The organism is Bifidobacterium tsurumiense, assembly GCF_000741765.1.
GTDB lineage: Bacteria > Actinomycetota > Actinomycetes > Actinomycetales > Bifidobacteriaceae > Bifidobacterium > Bifidobacterium tsurumiense.
Genome location: NZ_JGZU01000003.1, coordinates 18,883 through 38,030, shown reverse-complemented (window position 1 = coordinate 38,030; position 19,148 = coordinate 18,883). Strand labels below are relative to the sequence as shown.

Annotated in this window: 15 protein-coding genes and 1 other RNA gene; 13 read left to right on the top strand and 3 right to left on the bottom strand. The window is 53.4% G+C overall.

Annotated features, from left to right (window positions below; translation table 11 throughout):
• The first annotated feature begins 10 nt into the window (after window positions 1-10).
• From rsmH to BITS_RS00985, 12 genes are all read left to right on the top strand, one after another.
• Window positions 11-1,042 (top strand): 16S rRNA (cytosine(1402)-N(4))-methyltransferase RsmH, encoded by a 1,032-nt coding sequence (rsmH, locus tag BITS_RS01040; RefSeq protein WP_026642978.1) that lies wholly within the window; start codon window positions 11-13, stop codon window positions 1,040-1,042.
• Window positions 1,043-1,044: 2 nt separating this feature from the next.
• On the top strand, window positions 1,045-1,497 hold the full coding sequence (ftsL, locus tag BITS_RS01035) for a cell division protein FtsL (protein WP_026642979.1): 453 nt from the start codon (window positions 1,045-1,047) through the stop codon (window positions 1,495-1,497).
• Window positions 1,494-3,296, top strand: a complete 1,803-nt coding sequence (locus BITS_RS01030) for a peptidoglycan D,D-transpeptidase FtsI family protein (RefSeq protein WP_034534462.1) — start codon at window positions 1,494-1,496, stop codon at window positions 3,294-3,296. Before ftsL ends, BITS_RS01030 begins: the two co-directional genes overlap by 4 nt.
• 27 nt (window positions 3,297-3,323) lie before the next feature.
• Entirely contained in the window at window positions 3,324-4,211 is an 888-nt protein-coding gene (locus BITS_RS01025; protein ID WP_026642981.1) for a hypothetical protein, read from the top strand.
• A gap of 97 nt (window positions 4,212-4,308) precedes the next feature.
• Complete coding sequence (locus BITS_RS01020; protein ID WP_026642982.1) at window positions 4,309-5,772, top strand: UDP-N-acetylmuramoyl-tripeptide--D-alanyl-D-alanine ligase; 1,464 nt, start codon at window positions 4,309-4,311, stop codon at window positions 5,770-5,772.
• A gap of 44 nt (window positions 5,773-5,816) precedes the next feature.
• Window positions 5,817-6,920 (top strand): phospho-N-acetylmuramoyl-pentapeptide-transferase, encoded by a 1,104-nt coding sequence (gene mraY / locus BITS_RS01015; RefSeq protein WP_026642983.1) that lies wholly within the window; start codon window positions 5,817-5,819, stop codon window positions 6,918-6,920.
• A gap of 55 nt (window positions 6,921-6,975) precedes the next feature.
• Complete coding sequence (murD, locus tag BITS_RS01010; protein WP_026642985.1) at window positions 6,976-8,421, top strand: UDP-N-acetylmuramoyl-L-alanine--D-glutamate ligase; 1,446 nt, start codon at window positions 6,976-6,978, stop codon at window positions 8,419-8,421.
• A gap of 262 nt (window positions 8,422-8,683) precedes the next feature.
• Window positions 8,684-9,820: an FtsW/RodA/SpoVE family cell cycle protein gene (locus tag BITS_RS01005; protein WP_026642986.1), complete on the top strand. Its 1,137-nt coding sequence runs from the start codon at window positions 8,684-8,686 to the stop codon at window positions 9,818-9,820.
• A gap of 2 nt (window positions 9,821-9,822) precedes the next feature.
• Entirely contained in the window at window positions 9,823-10,992 is a 1,170-nt protein-coding gene (locus BITS_RS01000) for a UDP-N-acetylglucosamine--N-acetylmuramyl-(pentapeptide) pyrophosphoryl-undecaprenol N-acetylglucosamine transferase (RefSeq protein ID WP_026642987.1), read from the top strand.
• Window positions 10,993-11,085: 93 nt separating this feature from the next.
• Window positions 11,086-12,642 (top strand): UDP-N-acetylmuramate--L-alanine ligase, encoded by a 1,557-nt coding sequence (murC, locus tag BITS_RS00995; protein WP_026642988.1) that lies wholly within the window; start codon window positions 11,086-11,088, stop codon window positions 12,640-12,642.
• Window positions 12,643-13,031: 389 nt separating this feature from the next.
• The gene (locus BITS_RS00990) at window positions 13,032-13,913 is read left to right on the top strand and encodes a cell division protein FtsQ/DivIB (RefSeq protein ID WP_229774915.1); all 882 of its coding nucleotides are present in this window, start codon (window positions 13,032-13,034) and stop codon (window positions 13,911-13,913) included.
• A 532-nt stretch (window positions 13,914-14,445) separates the two neighbouring features.
• A complete protein-coding gene (locus tag BITS_RS00985) occupies window positions 14,446-14,772 on the top strand; it encodes a DMT family transporter (RefSeq protein WP_229774896.1) in 327 nt (108 codons plus the stop codon).
• Between the two features lie 88 nt (window positions 14,773-14,860).
• Here the strand turns inward: BITS_RS00985 and ssrA are convergent.
• Window positions 14,861-15,257: a transfer-messenger RNA gene (gene ssrA, locus BITS_RS08835) on the bottom strand.
• Between the two features lie 258 nt (window positions 15,258-15,515).
• Between ssrA and dtd the strand changes: the two genes are divergently transcribed.
• Window positions 15,516-16,004, top strand: coding sequence for a D-aminoacyl-tRNA deacylase (gene dtd, locus BITS_RS00980; RefSeq protein ID WP_026642991.1), 489 nt, complete (start codon window positions 15,516-15,518; stop codon window positions 16,002-16,004).
• 95 nt (window positions 16,005-16,099) lie between these two features.
• Here the strand turns inward: dtd and BITS_RS00975 are convergent, their stop codons facing one another.
• Complete coding sequence (locus BITS_RS00975) at window positions 16,100-17,578, bottom strand: amino acid permease (protein WP_026642992.1); 1,479 nt, start codon at window positions 17,576-17,578, stop codon at window positions 16,100-16,102.
• Window positions 17,579-17,833: 255 nt separating this feature from the next.
• Window positions 17,834-19,060: an MFS transporter gene (locus BITS_RS00970; protein ID WP_026642993.1), complete on the bottom strand. Its 1,227-nt coding sequence runs from the start codon at window positions 19,058-19,060 to the stop codon at window positions 17,834-17,836.
• Between the last annotated feature and the right edge of the window lie 88 nt (window positions 19,061-19,148).

Sequence of the window (19,148 nt, the reverse complement as noted above, 5' to 3'; positions counted from 1 at the left end):
GGAGAGCACAATGAATGATTACTCAACGATTCACCGCCCGGTGCTACTCGAGGCATGCGTGGATTTGGTTGCTCCCGCTGCAACTCGTCCCGGATCAGTTATCGTCGATTGCACTTTGGGACTTGCCGGACATGCCACCGCTTTTTTGAAAGCCGCACCAAATGCGACGCTTATTGGCATTGATCGCGATAGCGAAGCGCTGGGTCTGGCAACTGAACGCATGGAGCAGGAAGGCCTGGCTGACCGGTTTGTGCCGGTTCATGCCGCATTCGACGCTTTCGAAGAGGTGATGGCTCAACGCGGCATATCCGGAGTCGATGCTGTTTTTATGGACCTCGGTCTGTCAAGTCTGCAAATTGATGAGACGGAACGCGGATTTTCTTATTCTCATGACGCTCCTTTGGATATGCGTATGGATGCACAGCAGACGCTCACTGCCCAACAGATACTTGCGCAATATGACGAACGCGAATTGACGCATATTTTCAAGGTGTATGGCGAAGAGCGGTATGCGCGAAATATCGCAAGGGCCATTGTTCAGCGCCGTGACGAACAAGCTTTTGTCAGTTCCGGACAGCTCACGCAGATTGTGGATGATGTGGTGCCACAAGCCAACCGTCCATCCGGCAACCCTGCGAAACGTGTATTCCAAGCCTTGCGCATAGAAGTCAATGGGGAATTGGACAAATTGCAGCGCACGCTGCCTCAGATTGCCAATCGACTCAATGTCCATGGCCGATTGGTTGTTGAGTCGTATCACTCCCTGGAAGACAAAACGGTGAAGTCCTTTATGAATCAGGGATTGGTTGCCGATGTCCCTGCAGGCCTTCCAGTCATACCGGAAGATAACATGCCATTCTTCACTGCCTTGACCCGTGGCGCCATAAAAGCCGATGAAGAGGAGATCGCGCGCAATTCACGATCCGCTTCGGTGCGCTTACGAGCGGTCGAGCTCAATCGCCAGCTGCCACAGCGGTGGCGGAAGCGATTCGAGCAAGATTCCAAAGCCGACACCAATCGACACCGCACAAGGAGGGGCTGAATATGACAGCAACGGTGAGAAGTGCACGTTCCCATGCAGCGCCTGCGGGACGCGAACATGAGATGGCGGCGCCTGCTGCTCGCCCGCAATTGCGAGTTGTTGAAGGCGGTCGCGTGTCCGGAGGGATTGTTGGGGGATTCCACAAGGCAATAACGTGGACCAAGACGCGGAGCACGCCACTGCTCCATGTGGTATTTGCAGTGGTGTTCCTCATTGCAGTATTGCTCGGGTCTCTGGCTCTGCGTACCCAAATGGTGCAGAACTCATTCGAAGCATCACAGGTGCAATCCAATATTTCCAAATTGATACAGGATGTGGATGACGATCAGGCCAAATTGGATGCCTTGGAAGCATCTCTTCCTGAAAAGGCGCAAAGCATGGGCATGATTCCGCAGCAAGGCTCAATCTCCATAGATCTGAGCGGTTACCAAGCTACTGGGGGACAATCGCAATGATTACGATGGTGCGTAACGTCAGCAGATGGTTCAAAGTCAATCGCTTCATGGGCAAATGCACTGTTATCGGTGTGCTGCTCGCTTTTGTGGCGGTCGCATGCCTAGGGCAGCTCGCCTCGGTGCAATTGCTCAATGGCAAGTCCACGGCTCAGGCGGCGACTGCAAGCCGGACAAAGACCGTGACGATAAGCGCCAAAAGAGGCAAGATTCTCGACACCAATGGCGCTGTGTTGGCTCAAAGCGTCGAACGATACAATGTCGTGGCTGATCCGGAATTGGCGCAGACCTTCGTCCCGACGGATTGCAAAGAAAAGACTGCTGGGAACTGCCAGCAGATCGACGGGCAGCCGGTGGGAACAACCGGGGCGGCTGCAGTGGCCCGACTGCTTGCTCCCATTCTGGGCATGGATGCAAAAGAGCTGGGCGCTTTGCTGAGCGGCACCGGGCAGTACGTTGTGCTGAAAAAGGAAGTCACCCCGGAAGTCATGCGCAGTATCGACGATTTGGGACTGAATGGCTGCGTGTATGGTGAATTGAGCAGCGAACGTCTGTATTCCAATGGCACGTTGATGGGCGCTCTGCTCGGAGGCGTGAATGATGAAGGCGCAGGCGTTGCCGGCATCGAGCAGATGCAGAACGCGGTGCTGACCGGAACTGACGGGTATAAAAAATATGAACGCGGTGGTGAAGGCGTCGAAATCCCCGGTACGGTCACTGAATCCAAGGATGCCGTGGATGGCAGTGATGTCGAGCTCACCATTGATGCCAATGTTGATTGGTATGTCAAGAAGGTGCTGAGCGATGCCAAGGAGCAATACAAGGCGGATTGGGCGATTGCCGTCGTTCAGGATGTCCAGAACGGCCAGATTTTGGCTTTGGAAGATACCGACCAATATGAGGCCGGAAGCGACGACGCCAAGCTCAATACCTCAAGGGCTGTGAGCCAGACCTTCGAGCCCGGTTCCATTGGCAAGGTGTTCTCCATGGCCGGAATGCTGCAATCCGGTGCGCATCAGCTCACCGATCAGTTCACCGTGCCGGGAACGATCACCAAGAACGGTCAGACTTTTAAAGATGCGACGCAACATGGTGATGAGCACTGGACTTTGGCTGGAATTCTTGAGCAGTCGTCCAATGTCGGCATGGTTATGGCCGGTGAGAACTTCTCGAATGAACAGCGGTATGAATTCCTGAGCAAGTTCGGCATCGGACAGGATGGCCTGGGACTTCCAGGTGAGTCGGATGGTGTGCTCACCAGTGCCGCAAGCTGGGACGGTCGTACGCAAAATACGGTGCTGTTCGGTCAGGGTTATGCAACCAATGCCTTGCAAGTGACCAATGCCATCGCCACGATTGCGAATAAGGGCGTGAAGCAGCAACAATCGATTATCAAATCGGTAACGGATGCTAATGGACATACCGAGGATGCGAAAACCGGTGAACCCACACGGGTCATCGATGAACAGGTCGCATCCCAGATGATGAATGCCATGGAATCTTCAGCAGAGCATTACTCGAAATTCGCAGGGGTCGACGGATATCGCGTAGCGGCAAAGAGTGGCACTGCCGAAGTTGCCGGAAGTGATGGAAGACTTACCTCTATCATCAGTGATTGGTCCGGCATAATCCCGGCTGATAATCCGCGATTCGTAGTGACCGTGGTAATGAAAGATCCCCAGGGCAGCTACGGCGGATTGACATCGGGACCTGTCTTCAAGCAAATAAGTGAATTCCTTATGCAGAAGTATGAAGTCCCCGCGTCCACTCCACGCACTGATGCTATTGCAGTAACGTGGTAACGGTCGGAAATTGGAAAGGCACAGGGAATGAGCTCAGTGAGCGAAGCCATAGCACAGCGCATTACGCTGGGATATGTGCCTGAACGGTACGGATTCGATCTGGTGCCTTCATTCGCATCCGCGGTTACGGTGACATCGTTGGCCGATGATGTGGATTCAGTGCGACCGGGTGCGTTGTTCATTCCTCAATCCAAGATCAGTCAGCGCGTATTGGCGCAGGTCCAGGAAAAGGGCGCCTATGCTGCGGTTCTGCCACATTCCATGCGGCCGATTATGGAATCCCCTCAATTCCCGGTGATGTTCGCCGAGCCGACAGACCAGCAACTGGGTTTGCTGGCAAGTGATATTGCAGGTTCCCCTTCTAATGCGCTGGCGGTGTTCGCCATTGGCGGGGAGAACAAGGATGATGTGTGGGCCAATGTGATTCGCCTTGCGGATTTTCTTCATATGCTCGGCAATCCAGTCGGTGTCATCAGCGCAGCAGGCACGACTTCGCTGGAACGCACGATGCCAGTCACGCATCCCTTGGGAATATTGGATATCCAGCATATTTTGTCCGTGTGCGCAGAAGACGGGGCCGCTGCGGCGATAATAGCTTTGGATGACGATACCTTGCGGCAAGGCGCATTGCAGTCAGTGCAAGTGGATGTCTTGGGAGCGGAGGGTTCCGAAGCACACAGGGATCGCAAAGCATATACGGAGCAACTGCGCAACCGCTATGGCTTTACCTTGGATAGACAAGCCACCATGAGCATACGTGACGAGGAATCCGATGAATTGGCCTCGCAAACAGATTTGGTGCATGATACCGATTCGCAACGCCACCTATCGCTTTCCATCGCGATGGTGATGGCGGCTGGTGTGCGCAAGCCTAATATCCGCAGCGCGCTGAGGGTGTCTCGAGAGCTCCGATAACAATCCGAAACAATACTTGCAGGTTTTCGTCATGGAACCTTCACCGGTTCAGAGGATGCGTGAGGAAGAAAGCATGAATACAGAGGAAAATGCAGCCATGATGCCCATGAGCGTAGGTGATGTTGCGCATGCGGTACAGGGTGAATTGCGTACCCGTTCGCAAAGTGATGCAGATGCGATCATCACATCTGCGGTAACCGATTCACGCCAGATACGGTCTGGAAGCGTATTTGTGGCGATCAAAGGCGAGCGTGTTGATGGACACGACTTCGTGGCAGGTGCGGGCGAGGCCGGTGCTGTTGCGGCATTGGTCGAGCACTTGATTCCTGACGTTTCAATTCCGCAGATTCTCGTCCATAACAGCGTTGCGGCACTCGGATTGCTTGCGCAGCGCAATGTTGAGCTGCGAAGAGCTTCAGCTGGCGAGTTCACGATAATCGGCATCACGGGTTCTGTTGGCAAAACCACCACCAAGGATATGCTGTTCTCCCTGCTTTCCTCACTAGGGCCGACAGTCGCTCCGGTGGGTTCGTTCAACAATGAAATAGGCCTGCCGCTTACGGCTTTGCAGGTAGGGGAGCATACCCGCTTCCTGGTTGCCGAAATGGGTGCCAACCATATCGGTGAAATCGCCCATTTGACTCGCATCGCCCCGCCTGATATTGCTGTGGTGCTCAAAGTCGGTGTCGCACATCTTGGGGAATTCGGCTCGGTTGAGCATATTGCCCAGGCCAAAAGCGAGATAGTACGTGGTCTGGTTCCTGGTGGCATCGCTGTGCTCAATGGGGATGACGAACGGGTGGCAGCAATGGCGCCGCTTAGCGATCATGTGCTGTGGTTTGGCTTGGGTGATGCCCACGAAGGGGTGAAGGCCGGCAATATCCAGTTGGATGGCTTGGGACGACCCGCATTCGATATGGAAACCAAGCGGGGCGGCATCCGGGTGCAGCTCGGCATCGGTGGAGAACATAATGTGATGAACGCCTTGGCGGCTGCAACCGTGGCTCTCGAATGTGGCATGTCATTGGAACAGGTGGCCCTGGGGCTTCAATCCCTGCATCGCATAAGCCCTCACCGCATGGCGGTGTCCACAGTGACGAGGCGCGGCACAAGCTTCACGCTTATTGACGATTCCTTCAATGCCAATCCGGATTCGATGCGTGCCGGTATCAACGGGATGATGGCTTGGCAGGGCAATGACACTCAGACACAGCCATACAAAGTCGCCGTTTTGGGAGCCATGCTCGAGCTCGGAGATGATGCGGAACGCTTGCATAAGGAAATAGGCGCATACGCCGTTCAATCAGGGGTGCGTTGCCTGATTGCCGTGGGCAGTGAAAGCGATGCACAATTCGACGCTTGGGCTGGGGCAATGAGTCAGGGCGGTAGCGATGCAGCACAAGGCGATACGAACGTGTCAGTACACTGGGTGCATAACACAGAGCAGGCGGATGAGCTGGTCTGCGATATCGCACGAGAACACCCCAATACGGTGGTGCTATTGAAAGGTTCGCATTTCTCCGGATTAAGTACCTTGGCAGAACACTGGGAAAACGAGTAAAACGTAACAGGCCCTGAGGGCATGGCAGAAGTGGAGTTCAAGCGTTGATTTCGCTCATAATAGGTATTGTGGTGTCGCTGGTCGTGGTGATCATCGGCACTCCGTTGCTCATCAATGTGGTGGATAAGCTGCATTATGGTCAGTACATCCGTCAGGACGGCCCGCAGTCTCACCAACTCAAACGAGGCACGCCGACTATGGGCGGAGTGGTCATCAATCTGGCGATTGTTCTGGGATGGGCTTCCTCATATCTCTACCGCTTCATCATTACTGGCGACGGCCCTTCATCTTCTGCGCTTTTGGTGCTATTCGCGATGCTGTCCATGGGCTTGCTCGGTTTCATCGATGATTTTGCCAAAGTGCGTAAAAAGCAGAATCTCGGTTTGTCAGTGCGAGCGAAATTTATAGGCCAATTCATCTTGGCCACTATTTACGCAGTGCTGGCTCTGCTTATTCCGACAAAGTCAGGATTCCCTAGTGCGCAGCCGGGTATCAGTTTTATTGAACAGCCATTCATCAGATTCGATATGTTCGGTCCTGTTCTGGCGGTTATCATCTTCGTCGTCTGGGTGAATTTCCTCATGACCGCGTGGACGAATGCGGTCAATCTGACCGATGGTTTGGATGGCCTGGCCGCTGGCTCTTCGATGATCGCCTTCGCAGGATATGGCCTGATCGCATTCTGGGAAAGCTACCATCTGCTAGGCAACAGCCATGGTGGATATGCGTATGCGGTCTCGGATCCCTTGGATCTGACGATTATCGCCGTGTGCGCCGCGGTGTCCTGCTTTGGATTCCTGTGGTTCAATTCCAATCCGGCGACCATATTCATGGGAGATACCGGCTCCTTGGCTCTCGGCGGCTTGTTCTGCGCGCTTTCCATCGCAACGCATAGCGAGTTCCTTGCGGTAATCATCGGTGGATTGTATGTGGTCGAGGCGTTGTCCGATGTGATTCAGGTCGGGTGCTTCAAGCTGACCCATAAACGAGTGTTCCGCATGGCGCCCATTCATCACCATTATGAATTGAAGGGATGGAGCGAATCCAAGGTCGTGGTCCGATTCTGGATGATCGAGCTCATGTTTGTGTTGACGGGATTGATGATTTTCTATGCGGATTGGGCTGGCCGTTCAGGTCTTTTGAACTAAGAAGCATGAAGACTGTGTTTTCTGATAACACGGAATACGGAAAGTGTGATTGATTATGGATTTGGCACAAACCACGGTTCTTGTGGCAGGACTGGGGATTTCAGGACGCAGCGTTATGGAAGTGCTGCGACCGCGTGCCCGTCGAGTTCTCAGCGTCGATGAGCATAAGGCCGAAGCCGATATTCATGCTTTCTCCGATATTCCTTGGCAGGAAATCGATTTGGTGGTGACCTCTCCGGTATTCAATCCAAGAACGTCATTCATACTCGAAGCCCAGCAGCGCAATATCCCTGTGATCAGCGAAGTGGAATTGGCATGGCGTCTGCGAGTTCAGGCGCAACATAGTGATCAGCCGGCTCCTTGGATCGGAATAACCGGCACCAACGGAAAGACTTCCACAACCGAGATGACATCGGCCATGTTGCAAGCATGCGGAATGGATGCCCCTGCCGTGGGCAATATCGGCAAGGCGGTATCCCATGCGGCACTAGAGCCTTCTCATGATGCACTTTGTGTGGAATTGAGCTCATTCCAACTGCATTTCACTTCGTCCTTGGCTTTGGAGTGCGCCGCAATAACCAATATCGATGACGATCATTTGGATTGGCATGGCGGCATCGAAGGTTATGTCAAAGACAAATCCACCGTATTTCAAGGAGTTCGTAAGGCCTTGGTGTATAACGCCGATGACGCTCGTGTGAGTGATTTGGCGAAGCGAGCGAAGACCGAAGCATCATGCTTGCGCATAGGATTCACGCTGCATGAGCCCCAATCCGGGCAGATCGGTGTTGAAGATGGGTGGATCGTTGATCGTAGCGGTGTGGCCGGTGCAAAGGTCGGTGAACCCAAACGGATCGCAGCAATACGGTCTTTCTCCCATTTATGCGAACCCGATGGAACGGTGTATCCGCATCTTTTGGCTGATGCCATGACGGCTCTGGCCTTGGCACTGGGACTGGGCGCGGATCTTAACAAGGCGATCGAGGGTCTGCGTGGCTTCGCTCCTGGTGGTCATCGTATTCAAATCGTTGCGTCTCTGCCACAGTCCGATGATGATCCGAATGGACCGGCAATTCGTTTTGTCGATGATTCCAAAGCCACGAATGCACATGCCGCCAATGCTTCTTTGAGCAGTTTTGCCCAAGGCAGTGTGGTGTGGATTGCCGGAGGACTGGCAAAAGGTGGCCGCTTCGATCATTTGGTGAAAGAACAGGCCTCACGAATCAAAGCGGCAGTAATCATCGGCGTCGACCAGGAACCTATGGTGGAGGCTTTTGCATCCCAAGCGCCACAGATACCGATTACGCGAATCGATCCTGCGGACACTGGAACTGTTATGCGGCGTACGGTTGATGCTGCTGGAGCATATGCTGATTTCGGAGATGTGGTACTGATGGCTCCCGCTTGCGCATCCATGGATCAATTCGTGTCCTACGCTGATCGTGGCAATCAGTTCGCCGAACAGGCACGTCGTTGGGTGCAGGAACATGGCAGGCGCTAAACAAACCCCGCGCTCAGCCTCTTCCAAAGCGGCTCGCTCTTCATCGACATCAGCCTCCTCGAGAAAGGGGAGGACGTCAACGGCTGCCAAGTCAAGCCGTGCCTCCTCATCATTTGAAGGGTTGCGTTCTTCGAAAAAGGCAACACCGGCGAAGAAGAGGAAAACAGGCTCTTCTCGCAATGCCTTGGGTAATGCGCACCCCTCGAATCGCAGCGTTCCAGCAGACGCGGAAGCTTTTACCAGATTTACCGGCATCCGGAGCATGCTCAATCCTCTGTGGTGCTACCACGGTTTCCGTATTGCAGTCATCATTCTCACATGTTTTGGCGTGGTCATGGTGTTCTCCAGCTCAGCGGTGACCATGATCTCTGCAGGTGTTTCGCCGTGGAAGCAAGCCCTCAGCCAGGGCATGTATTGCGTGCTTGGCCTTGTGCTTGGCTTTGTGGCGATGAAGTTGCCTGTGGGGTTTTATCAGCGATTCAGCGGTTTATTCCTCATAATCGCCATAATCCTGCAGTTGCTGACACTGACCCCACTTGGAGTGGAGGTCAATGGCAACACAGGCTGGATCAATATAGCCGGAGTATTCACCATGCAGCCGGCAGAGGTCATGAAGTTGGCTTTGTGCGTCTGGCTTCCTCAAGCCATGTCCATTGCGCAGCAACGTGCGGCTAAACAAGGCGATAAAGCCTTTCTATTCCCAACCTTGATGTTTGGAGCCTGCCTCGGTGCTGTGCTGCTGGGTAAGGATTTGGGTACGGCCATGATTGTCGTATTCATCGGTGCCACTGCATTCATCATCGGCGGTTTCCCTTGGAAATGGATGCTTGCCATAATCGGCGCTCTGGGAGCTCTTATTCTTGCTGTTGTCATCACCAGCCCCAATCGACTCAATCGCATATTCGCAGCCTATGGTGATTGCAGCGGTGACGATGCCCTCAGTGTGTGCTACCAATCGGTGCACGCCAAGTATGCGATGGCTTCTGGTGGATTATGGGGTGTGGGAATTGGCAATTCCCGCGAGAAATGGAATTACCTTCCCGAGGCTCATAATGATTTTATTTTCGCCATAATCGGCGAGGAAATGGGATTCATCGGAGCCGCTATGGTGATACTCCTGTTTGTGGTTCTCGGCTGGTGTCTGCTGTGCGTTGCCGTAAAAACCAAGGATCGCTATGTTTCCATGGTCTTGGTTTGCGTAACCGTCTGGTTGGTCGGACAGGGACTGGTTAATATTATGGTGGTTGTCGGCTTGCTGCCGGTTATGGGTGTGCCTATGCCATTCGTTTCTGCAGGTGGTTCGTCGCTGATCATGTGCTTGGCGGCAGCAGGTGTCGCCATATCGATGATGCGCTCACATCCGCATGTTCAAGCGGATGTCTCTGCGCTAAGGTCGTGAATATGGGTGGTTCTGTGACTTCTATTGTGTTGGCTGGCGGTGGAACCGCTGGACATGTGAATCCTTTATTGGCCGTGGCCGATGCCATTTGCCGAATCGAACCGAATGCGCAAATCGGTGTTATCGGTACCTTGTCTGGCTTGGAAAAGGATTTGGTTCCGCAGGCGGGCTATGAATTGGAAGCCATTGAAAAGGTTCCATTCCCGAGAAGACCCAACGCCCAGGCTCTGCAATTCCCCGCCAAGTGGATGCGCGAAAATCGCAAGGTGAAAGAGATCTTGCAGCGTCGTGGTGCCCAAGTGGTTGCAGGATTCGGCGGGTATGCCTCGGCTCCTGTCTATTCGGCAGCGCATAAATTGCATATCCCGATTGCTGTGCATGAACAAAATGCCCGCGCAGGCATGGCCAATAAGCTGGCGAGTCGGTGGGCGGACTTTATCGGCACCGCTTTTGACAATACTGGTTTGCGGACTCGCGGAGCGGGTCGCATGGAGAGAGTCGGATTGCCGCTGCGCCCTGCAATAGCGCAATTATGCAGTGAGTTGACCAAGAGCCGTGTTGATGCACGTAAGCGGGCAGCCACGGCCTTGGGGCTCGATCCCATGCGTCCCATAGTGGTGGTTACTGGAGGGTCATTAGGTGCTCTCAGTTTGAACAGGGCGGTTTCCCAAGCCGCTCCTTATGTGTTGGCTCAGGCCCAGGTCATTCATCTCACTGGTCGTGGAAAAATCGATGAGGTTAGACGCACCGTGAGCGAAACCATCGGCGAATCGGCGCTGAATGACTTGGCGCCGGAGCATGCGATGCAAGGCGATTACCATGTGGCTGAATATTTGGAGCGTATCGATTTTGCCTTTGCCTGTGCTGATTTGGTGATTTGCCGATCCGGTGCTGGCACCGTGTGTGAACTTTCCGCCTTGGGTGTTCCCGCTGTTTATGTGCCACTGCCAATCGGCAATGGCGAACAGCGGTTCAATGCACAGCCAGTGGTCGAGGCAGGCGGCGGCATGATGGTGGACGATGCTTCATTTGACGCCGATTGGGTGCGTACACAACTCCCGTCTTTGCTTTCCGATACGCGCACTTTGCACAATATGAGTGCGCAGGCATGGAAATATGGCATACGGGATGCTGCCGATGTTATGGCGCAGCGCATTCTGGAATTGGTGTAATAGTGTGCACATCGCATATGGCGTGACTTTTAGACCAAGTCCATACGCCATAATGGTGGAAGTCTGAATACTGTGCAAGGGAGTGTTACGGTTTTGTCTGAAATCACGAGCAATGCGGAATCAATCAAGCTTGATCCAACCAAGGCGGCTTTCGGCTCGTCGCAGGGTATTCAAGATCTGGGACATACTCATTTCATAGGCATCGGCGGTGCAGGTATGAGTGTTCTGGCTGAGATATTGCATGAGCAAGGCGTTGAAGTCAGCGGTTCAGATCGGAGCAGCAATGCCAAAACACAGCGCTTGCAAAGCCTTGGCATTACGGTGAGTATCGGCCACGATGCCTCCCATGTTCATGGAGCCAAGACTGTGGTGTATTCCAGTGCGGTGCGCGCTGACAATCCGGAAATCGTTGAGGCCGTCCGTCAAGGTTCGCAGATTGTGCATCGCAGCGATATTCTCTCTCTGATTATGCAAACCAAGCATTCGGTGACTGTGGCCGGAGCCCATGGCAAAACGACGACGAGCTCGCTATTGGCACATATTTTGCTCCAAGGGCAAGGCTCGTTGGCTGATCCGAGTTATGCAATAGGTGGTTCAATCCAAAGTTCGGATGGCGGGACTTTGGATGGCGGCCATGCTGGCTCAGGATCGGCATTTGTGGCCGAAGCCGATGAATCAGACGGAAGCTTTGATAAATATCATCCGGACATTGTGGTTATTACCAATGTTGAGGCCGACCATCTTGACCATTACGGCACGGCGGAACGCTATCGAGCAGCATTCGTCCGTCACGCAGGGCATGCCAAGCGGTATGTCGTGATCTGCGGTGATGACGAAGGCGCGTTACAGGTTCTCAACGCTCTTGATGCACAGGTGCTGGAACATACCATAGTTTATTCCACGCGCAGCGCTGAAGAGCTTGGTGATTTGCATGAAGCGGCATTGGTGCAGATCGTGCACGAAAGCGAGCATGAACAGGATGGGGCAGAACGGTTTACGCTTATTTGGCCGTCTGAGTTGAGCCAGGCGCAGGATGGAATCGAGGTGCCTGTCCAGCTTCGCATCCCAGGAATCCACAATGCCCGTAATGCAACCGCGGCTATTGTGGCAGCACATCTGTTGGGTATGGGCATTGAGCAAGCTAGCGCAGCCGCTGCCGGTTTTCTCGGTGCATCGCGTCGTTTCCAGCTGCGCGGTCAGGCAGATGGCGTGCAGGTGGTTGATGATTATGCCCATCATCCCACGGAGATCGAAGCGTTATTGCAAGCCGCACGTCGCCGCTATCCGCAGGCGAGATTGCATGTGCTATTCCAACCTCATCTGTTCTCACGTACCAAGTTCTTTGCGCATGAATTCGCTCAGGCGCTTTCATTGGCCGATGATGTCATCGTAACGGGCGTGTATCCAGCGCGAGAGAAGCAGGAGGATTTCCCTGGTGTGGGGGCACAGAGCATAGTTGATGAGGCTCAAGGAATGAAGCCTTCGGATAATTGGATTTCCGCGGTTGCAGACATGCAGGTTGCGGCTCAGATGGTGGCTTTGCGTGTACGGAGCGGTGATGTTGTCTTCACCGTTGGTGCCGGTGATATTACCGATATGGGGCCGGTTGTGGTTCATGCCTTGCAGGCTCGCGAAAGCAGCGGACACTGATGGGACGCAGAATAGTCAGCGGGGCGTCTCAATCCGGGAACGCGAAATCTTCTCGGGGAAGATCTGCATCCTCAAATTCTGCTGGACAGGCGAGTAAAGCGACCGGGTCGGCTCATCCCAGAAAGGCCAGGTCGCGTCGACAAGATACTCATGAACAGGGCATGCCCTCACGCTCAGCATCCGCAAGGCGCTCGGCAGGAGCGGGAGTCCAAGCGATAAACAGGAAGTCCTCCTTTGTCGAGAGTTCGCAACGATCCGGCGCAGCACGGCATGATGGAAACACCTTATCGAAAGAGGTCGGGAACGCCAAGTCTTCAGGACGGGGTCTGTTCAAATTCAGAAGGAAGCACGACTCGCATGAGGAGCGTCAACCACGCTCAGTGTCCGGAATGCAGACTGATGCCGCGAAAGCGACTTCAGGAGCATTCGTAGATGCGCGAAAGCTCGCAGATGACGATGTGCTTGATCGCACCTTGCAAGAGACCACAGGGGCGCTGGGCATTATGTCACGCCCCAAAGTGGTTGATTTCAATGCAAGGCTCAAAGAAAAACGCAAGGCTGGTCTGCGCTCTATCGTTTCACATGTTGCCATCACCGTGGTTTCGCTCGGTGTGGTGATAGGTCTTGTTTGGTTGCTGTTTTTCTCGCCGGTTTTGCGGCTTGAGGCTGCCAATATTTCCATAAGCGGTGCCAACGAGTGGGTGAGTGAGCAGCAGATACGTGATATAGCCCAGCAACAGGCGGGAAAGTCATTGCTTGTGGTATCGACGAATGATGTGACAACCAAGCTGAAAGACATTCCTGGTGTAACGCAGGCAGAAGCCAAAAGGAAATTCCCTCAGGGAATGGAAGTGACGGTAACCGCCCAAAAACCGGCAGCCATGCTGAAGGTTGGGGATAGTGCGCTTACTGCAGTTGATTCACAGGCCAGAGTGCTCAATTCAGTGAACGGTGCGTCGGCCGAGGGCATTCCGGTTATCGAGGTCGAAAGCGTTGATAGCGGATTGCAGAACAGGGCGGTAAAAGAAGCTCTGAAGATTTTGAGCGCATTGCCTGAATCGATGCGTAGCTCTGTCACGGCCGTCAAGGCGCAGACGCAGGATTCGATCACCACGGAACTCAATGGGGGAGACCGCATTATCGTGTGGGGTGATTCCTCTGAGCTGAAGCTCAAAATGGCTGTTGTGGACAAGATCATCAATGATCCCACGAAGATCGGTGACAAGCATCAGGTGGATGTGTCTGCGCCTTATCGACCGATTATTAAGTAGTCCAGATAACTGTCTTGTTGCAACTGTGGTCTATGAGAATTCTATTAAGCGCTGTTGATATGTGATAGTGAATATGCGTAAGACGCAGTTTCTGGTGGCATACCATTTTTAGGTTTTACAACAAAGTAGTCATGAGCAGATGTTTTGCGCTGCAGAGCGACTAACCATTCAATCATCCGATGTACATGCACTGGCTCTTGATATTTAATGACAGCATCACTGCAAAATGCATGCATAGCCCGACAGTGCCAGTGCTGGGCCGGCAGTCACCGTACTAGTCTAGACAGATGCGTTGGACTTGGAATGACATAAACCACCATAGGTTGGATTGACGCGAGGAATGCGTTTTTGATAGGGTGAATTGTCGGACGGCGCTGATTCATCTTGCTGAATCACTTCGTCTGATGACATATGGAATTTGGGCGAGCAATACCAAATAGGAAGATGTGCTGGTATTGCCCTGAACTTGCCCCGCCAGCTGGACGACCTGCTGGTTGTATCGAATGGGGACGGCCTCACATGGAAGGGGCCGATGATGTCGTGGCTCATACTTGTTGTGTCTGGAATGTTCGAAACCGTGTGGGCGAGCGCTCTCTCGCGTATGGCCGAGAAATTCCAATGGCTTGACCTTCTCTTCTTTATTGGCGGGTCAATTGTTTCGCTTGGCGGCTTGATGATAGCCATGAAAGAAATACCTGTTGGTACCGCTTATGCGGCTTGGGCCGGAACCGGCGCTGTCGTCACCGTTGCATGGTCGATTATTTCTGGATCTGAGTCAGCATCACTGATCAAAATAGTTTTGGTCGCAGTCCTTATCGGTTGCATTGTCGGTTTGCATCTCATTGACGCGAGCCATTGATCAGTTGGTGAATGAAAGATCAGGTAACGATAGCAAACAGAAAGGTGTCGAACCTACACTCTCGAGCGTAAGTTCGACACCTTTTCATTGGTGGAGCTGCGGGGAATTGAACCCCGGTCCGGTGACCGTACTCTCAGTCTTCTACGTGCGTAGTCTGCTGGCCGTACGGCGGTTTTTCTGCCCCCATCTGTGCCGCAGACGACCGATGGCGAGCATATCTACAGTTAAAGTCCCTGAATCACCCTGCGGTCCAATGATCCAAGCAAGTCTTCTTAACGACGCTCAGCATCTCCCCAAAGACGAGGGAGAGTGAACGGAGCGGCTGCTCACTGGTTAATCCTGGCGCGAAGCTCAGGCAGCGAGAGCGAACTCAGTGCGGTTAGATTTAGCACTTATTCTTTTGCGGAGGACATCCACGAGCGGACTCCGCGTTCTCGGCACGCTTCCCTGTGACGAACAGATCACCGTCGAAACCGATCAGCCCCAATGTTCAATTATCAATCCCGGATTGAACCGGACACTTCAGAATACCTCAACACCTCGCTTAATACAACTTCGCTCTGAGTCAACAACCGCTCACGCATGACGTTTTGTGCGGTAAGTCTCACTCGCGCCGCAAGTCATGTAATCAACGACCTCGCAAAATCGCCGAAAGCGACGCCTCAACCGCAATCCTGAACGATCCGATAATGAGCACCTGTGTACCACTGTGTAACTCCTTTGCTGCCGTTACTCTGGAATGTATGAGAATCGTATTGCAAAGGGTCAGCCGAGCCAGTGTCACCGTTATGGACGAGGAAAGCGGACAACTCGATCTATCATTTCAAGAGCAAAGCATTGATGAAGGACTTGTTCTGCTCGTCGGCGTTACCGATGAGGATGGGGATGAGGAAATAGCATGGGCGGTGAGAAAAATCGCCAATATGCGCATATTTGAAGACGCTGATGGCAAAATGAACCGATCCATACAAGACATCAAAGGCTCGATCTTATCGATATCGCAGTTCACGCTATTCGCAGATATACATAAAGGAAACCGTCCGAGTTTCATAGCGGCTGGCGCTCCCGATCATGCACAAGCCATATGGAATCGATTGAATGCTGCCATACGAGCCGAAGGCATCAATGTGCGAGAAGGGCGATTCGGAGCGCATATGCAAATCTCTCTGGTCAATGACGGACCTGTGACCATAAGCGTCGATACTGAGGTTGCCATGCCGAGCAAACACTGAGCAAGGCTTGATAATCCGTACACCACGCGAGCATAGAACAGTGCGGGATGCCGGCTTCGCGCCAACATCCCGTACTTGTCAGTAATCCGCAGTTATCACTGCTCAGGAACGGAGAGGTCCGCCTCGGCAGGATTCACCTTAGGAAGCTTGGTGACTAGCTTATGGATGATCCATATGGCGAAGAAGAGCGGAATGCCGATATAGCTTGAGAGCAGCGCGGTCATATCTTCGTGGCCCATCAGTGCTTCAACATTCTGTCCAATAATCACCACAGTGCACATGATCAGGGCGATAATCGGGCCGATTGGATACAAATGCGCACGGTAGGGCAGCTTTTCAAGGGGGAAATGCTGCGCTTTCAGGGCCTGCCTGAACTTGATATGCGACCAGGCGATGCCCATCCAGGTGATGAATCCCGCGCATCCCGAAGCATTGACCAGCCAGGTGTAGGCGGCACCGTCGCCGATCAAGGATGAGATAAAGCAGGCAGCTCCCACCAAAGCGGTTACTGCCAATGCATTCACTGGCACGCCATGCTTGCTGGTACGACCGAGGAAGGACGGGGCGCTGCCGTTATGAGCCATCGCATACAACATGCGAGTGGAGGAATACAAGCCGGAATTACCGGCGGAGAGAATCGAGGTCAGGATGACTGCATTCATAACCGAAGCTGCAGCGGCGATGCCGGCGCGCTCAAATACCAAGGTGAATGGGGAAATCGAGATATTGACAACATCCGAGTTGAGCAGATTCGGATCGGTGTAGGGGATCAGGAATCCGATAACGGCGATGGTGCCGATATAGAAGAGCAGAATACGCCAGAAGATAGTGCGAATTGCGTGGGGGACAGTTACTGAAGGATTATCTGCCTCGCCGGCGGTAACGCCAACTATCTCGGTGCCTTGGAAGCTGAAGCCGGCCACCATGAAAATGGCCAAAATGCCCATGCCGCCGCCTACAAAGGGTGCGTCGCCGGTGGTCCAATTCTTAAAACCGGGGGAGGTGCCGCCGATAATGCCAAGGATTGTGAGCACGCCAAGCACAAGGAATACGATAACCGTGGCGACCTTGATAATGGCGAACCAGAATTCGCCTTCTCCGTATGCTCGTGCCGACAAGGCATTCATCACGATAAGAATGACCAAAAACAGTGCGGACCAGATCCAGCCTGGATAGTCCGGGAACCAGTATTTCATCACCAATGCCGCGGCACTCAATTCGGCTGCAACGGTGATGGCCCAGTTGTACCAATAATTCCAGCCGACCGCGAATCCAAAGCTTGGGCTTATGAAGCGCGTGCCGTATTCGCCGAAGGAGCCGGCAACCGGCATGTATGTGGCCATCTCACCCAATGACTGCATGAGCAGGTACACCATGAAGCCAATAAGCGTGTATGCGATTAAGGCGCCGCCTGGGCCTGCGGTGGAGATTGATTCACCGGATGCGACGAATAGTCCGGTTCCGATGGCTCCGCCTATGGAAATCATCGTCAGATGTCGTGATGCAAGTGTTCTTTTGAGATTGTTATCACCAGTCGATGATGCGGCTACTGACGACGAGTCCTGTGTGGACATGCGTGTACCTCTCCTCGTTTCACATGAAGTCCCTGCCTTGACCAGGCTGACATGCGTCGGCGATCAAGGCTTGTGATGCTCGACTCATCCTACATCGAGGTAGCCCAAAGAGGTTTTGGCGTCCATATGGTGTACCTCGGCTTGGGATTACCTTGTGTCGGCTCCTGGGTCGTTCACTTGTGTCGATTTCCTGATTGCTTTTGCAAAAGGGCGGGTTCAAGCCCGCCCGATCAGTTCTTCATTATGCAAATGAAACTAGTGCTTTTTCTCCAACAAGGTGTTGTAGGCCAAAGCGACAACGCAGACGTAGACTGCACCGACGGCCATTACCAGAACGCCACCGAATTGTCCGATGGCATCTGCGGCTGCGCCCATCAGAGGCGGGAAGATGGCGCCACCGATCAGGCCCATCATCATCAATCCGGAAACCTCGTTTTGATGCTGCGGCTGATCCAAAAGTCCATGGGAAAGGAACAATGAGAAAGCATTCGAATTGCCAAAACCGATAAGCGCCACTGCCGTGTAGAACAGCCATTGCGGTGGGTTGTTCGGAATCAACGAGAAGATCGTGAAGAAGGCTGCTGCCAGCACCATGATGATGCCGCATATGCGCAAGGCAAGCTTATTGCTGATACGGTGAAGCACGAGTCCTCCGACGAAGCAGCCGATGGTACGGAATGCGAAATACACCGAGGTCGCACCGCTGGCCACTGCCAGTGACAGACCGGTATGTTCCATAAGAATGCGCGGTGCCTGTGCGTTCACGCCGACATCAATACCCACATGGGCCACAATGCCAAGGAAGCACAGCAGAATGACGCGATCCTTCAATAGTTTGAAGCAGTTGATAATGGTGGTTTTGCCCGCATCGGGTTCCGGCTCTTCGATCTTGTCGAATGCCAGGGCGATGCCGATAACAATGCCGATGACCAAGTAAATGGCGTACAAAACCCACCATTGACCGAAGCGGCTTGCTCCCCAAGCAGCGATAAGAGGTGCGAAGAAGGATGCAAACGCCTTGACGAACTGACCTGTCGTCAAGGTCGATGCCAGCTTATCCTTGCCAACAAACACGGTGAGCAGAGGGTTCAGGGAAACCTGCATCAAGGTATTGCCGATGCCCAAAAGCGAGAATGAAATGATCATCAGCACGAGTCGTGCCGTTGAAGCGGTGGTGATTGCCGTGTATGCAATCACAGGAAGAAGCATGGCGACAAGAGTGACGACGACTGAGAGCAGCACGGTTTTGCGCCGGCCGATCTTGTTCATCATGACACCAGTCGGCACCGAGAAGATCAGGAACCAGAAGAACACCATGGTGGTGAACAGATTCGCCTGAGAGTCATTCAGTGAGAATTCTGGTTGAACGTAATTAGTGGCAGTGCCGACTAGGTCGACAAAACCCATGACGAAGAATGTTGCCATCACAGGCGCAAGGGCTTTCAGACCGCTGCGAGTGGCAGAATTCGCTTCGTTACTCATGAGGTTCCCTTCTATGTAACAAGAGAATAAGAAGTTGCAGATCGAAATTGGTCTATGCAGTATTGTGGCTGACACATGCAAGAGGCGT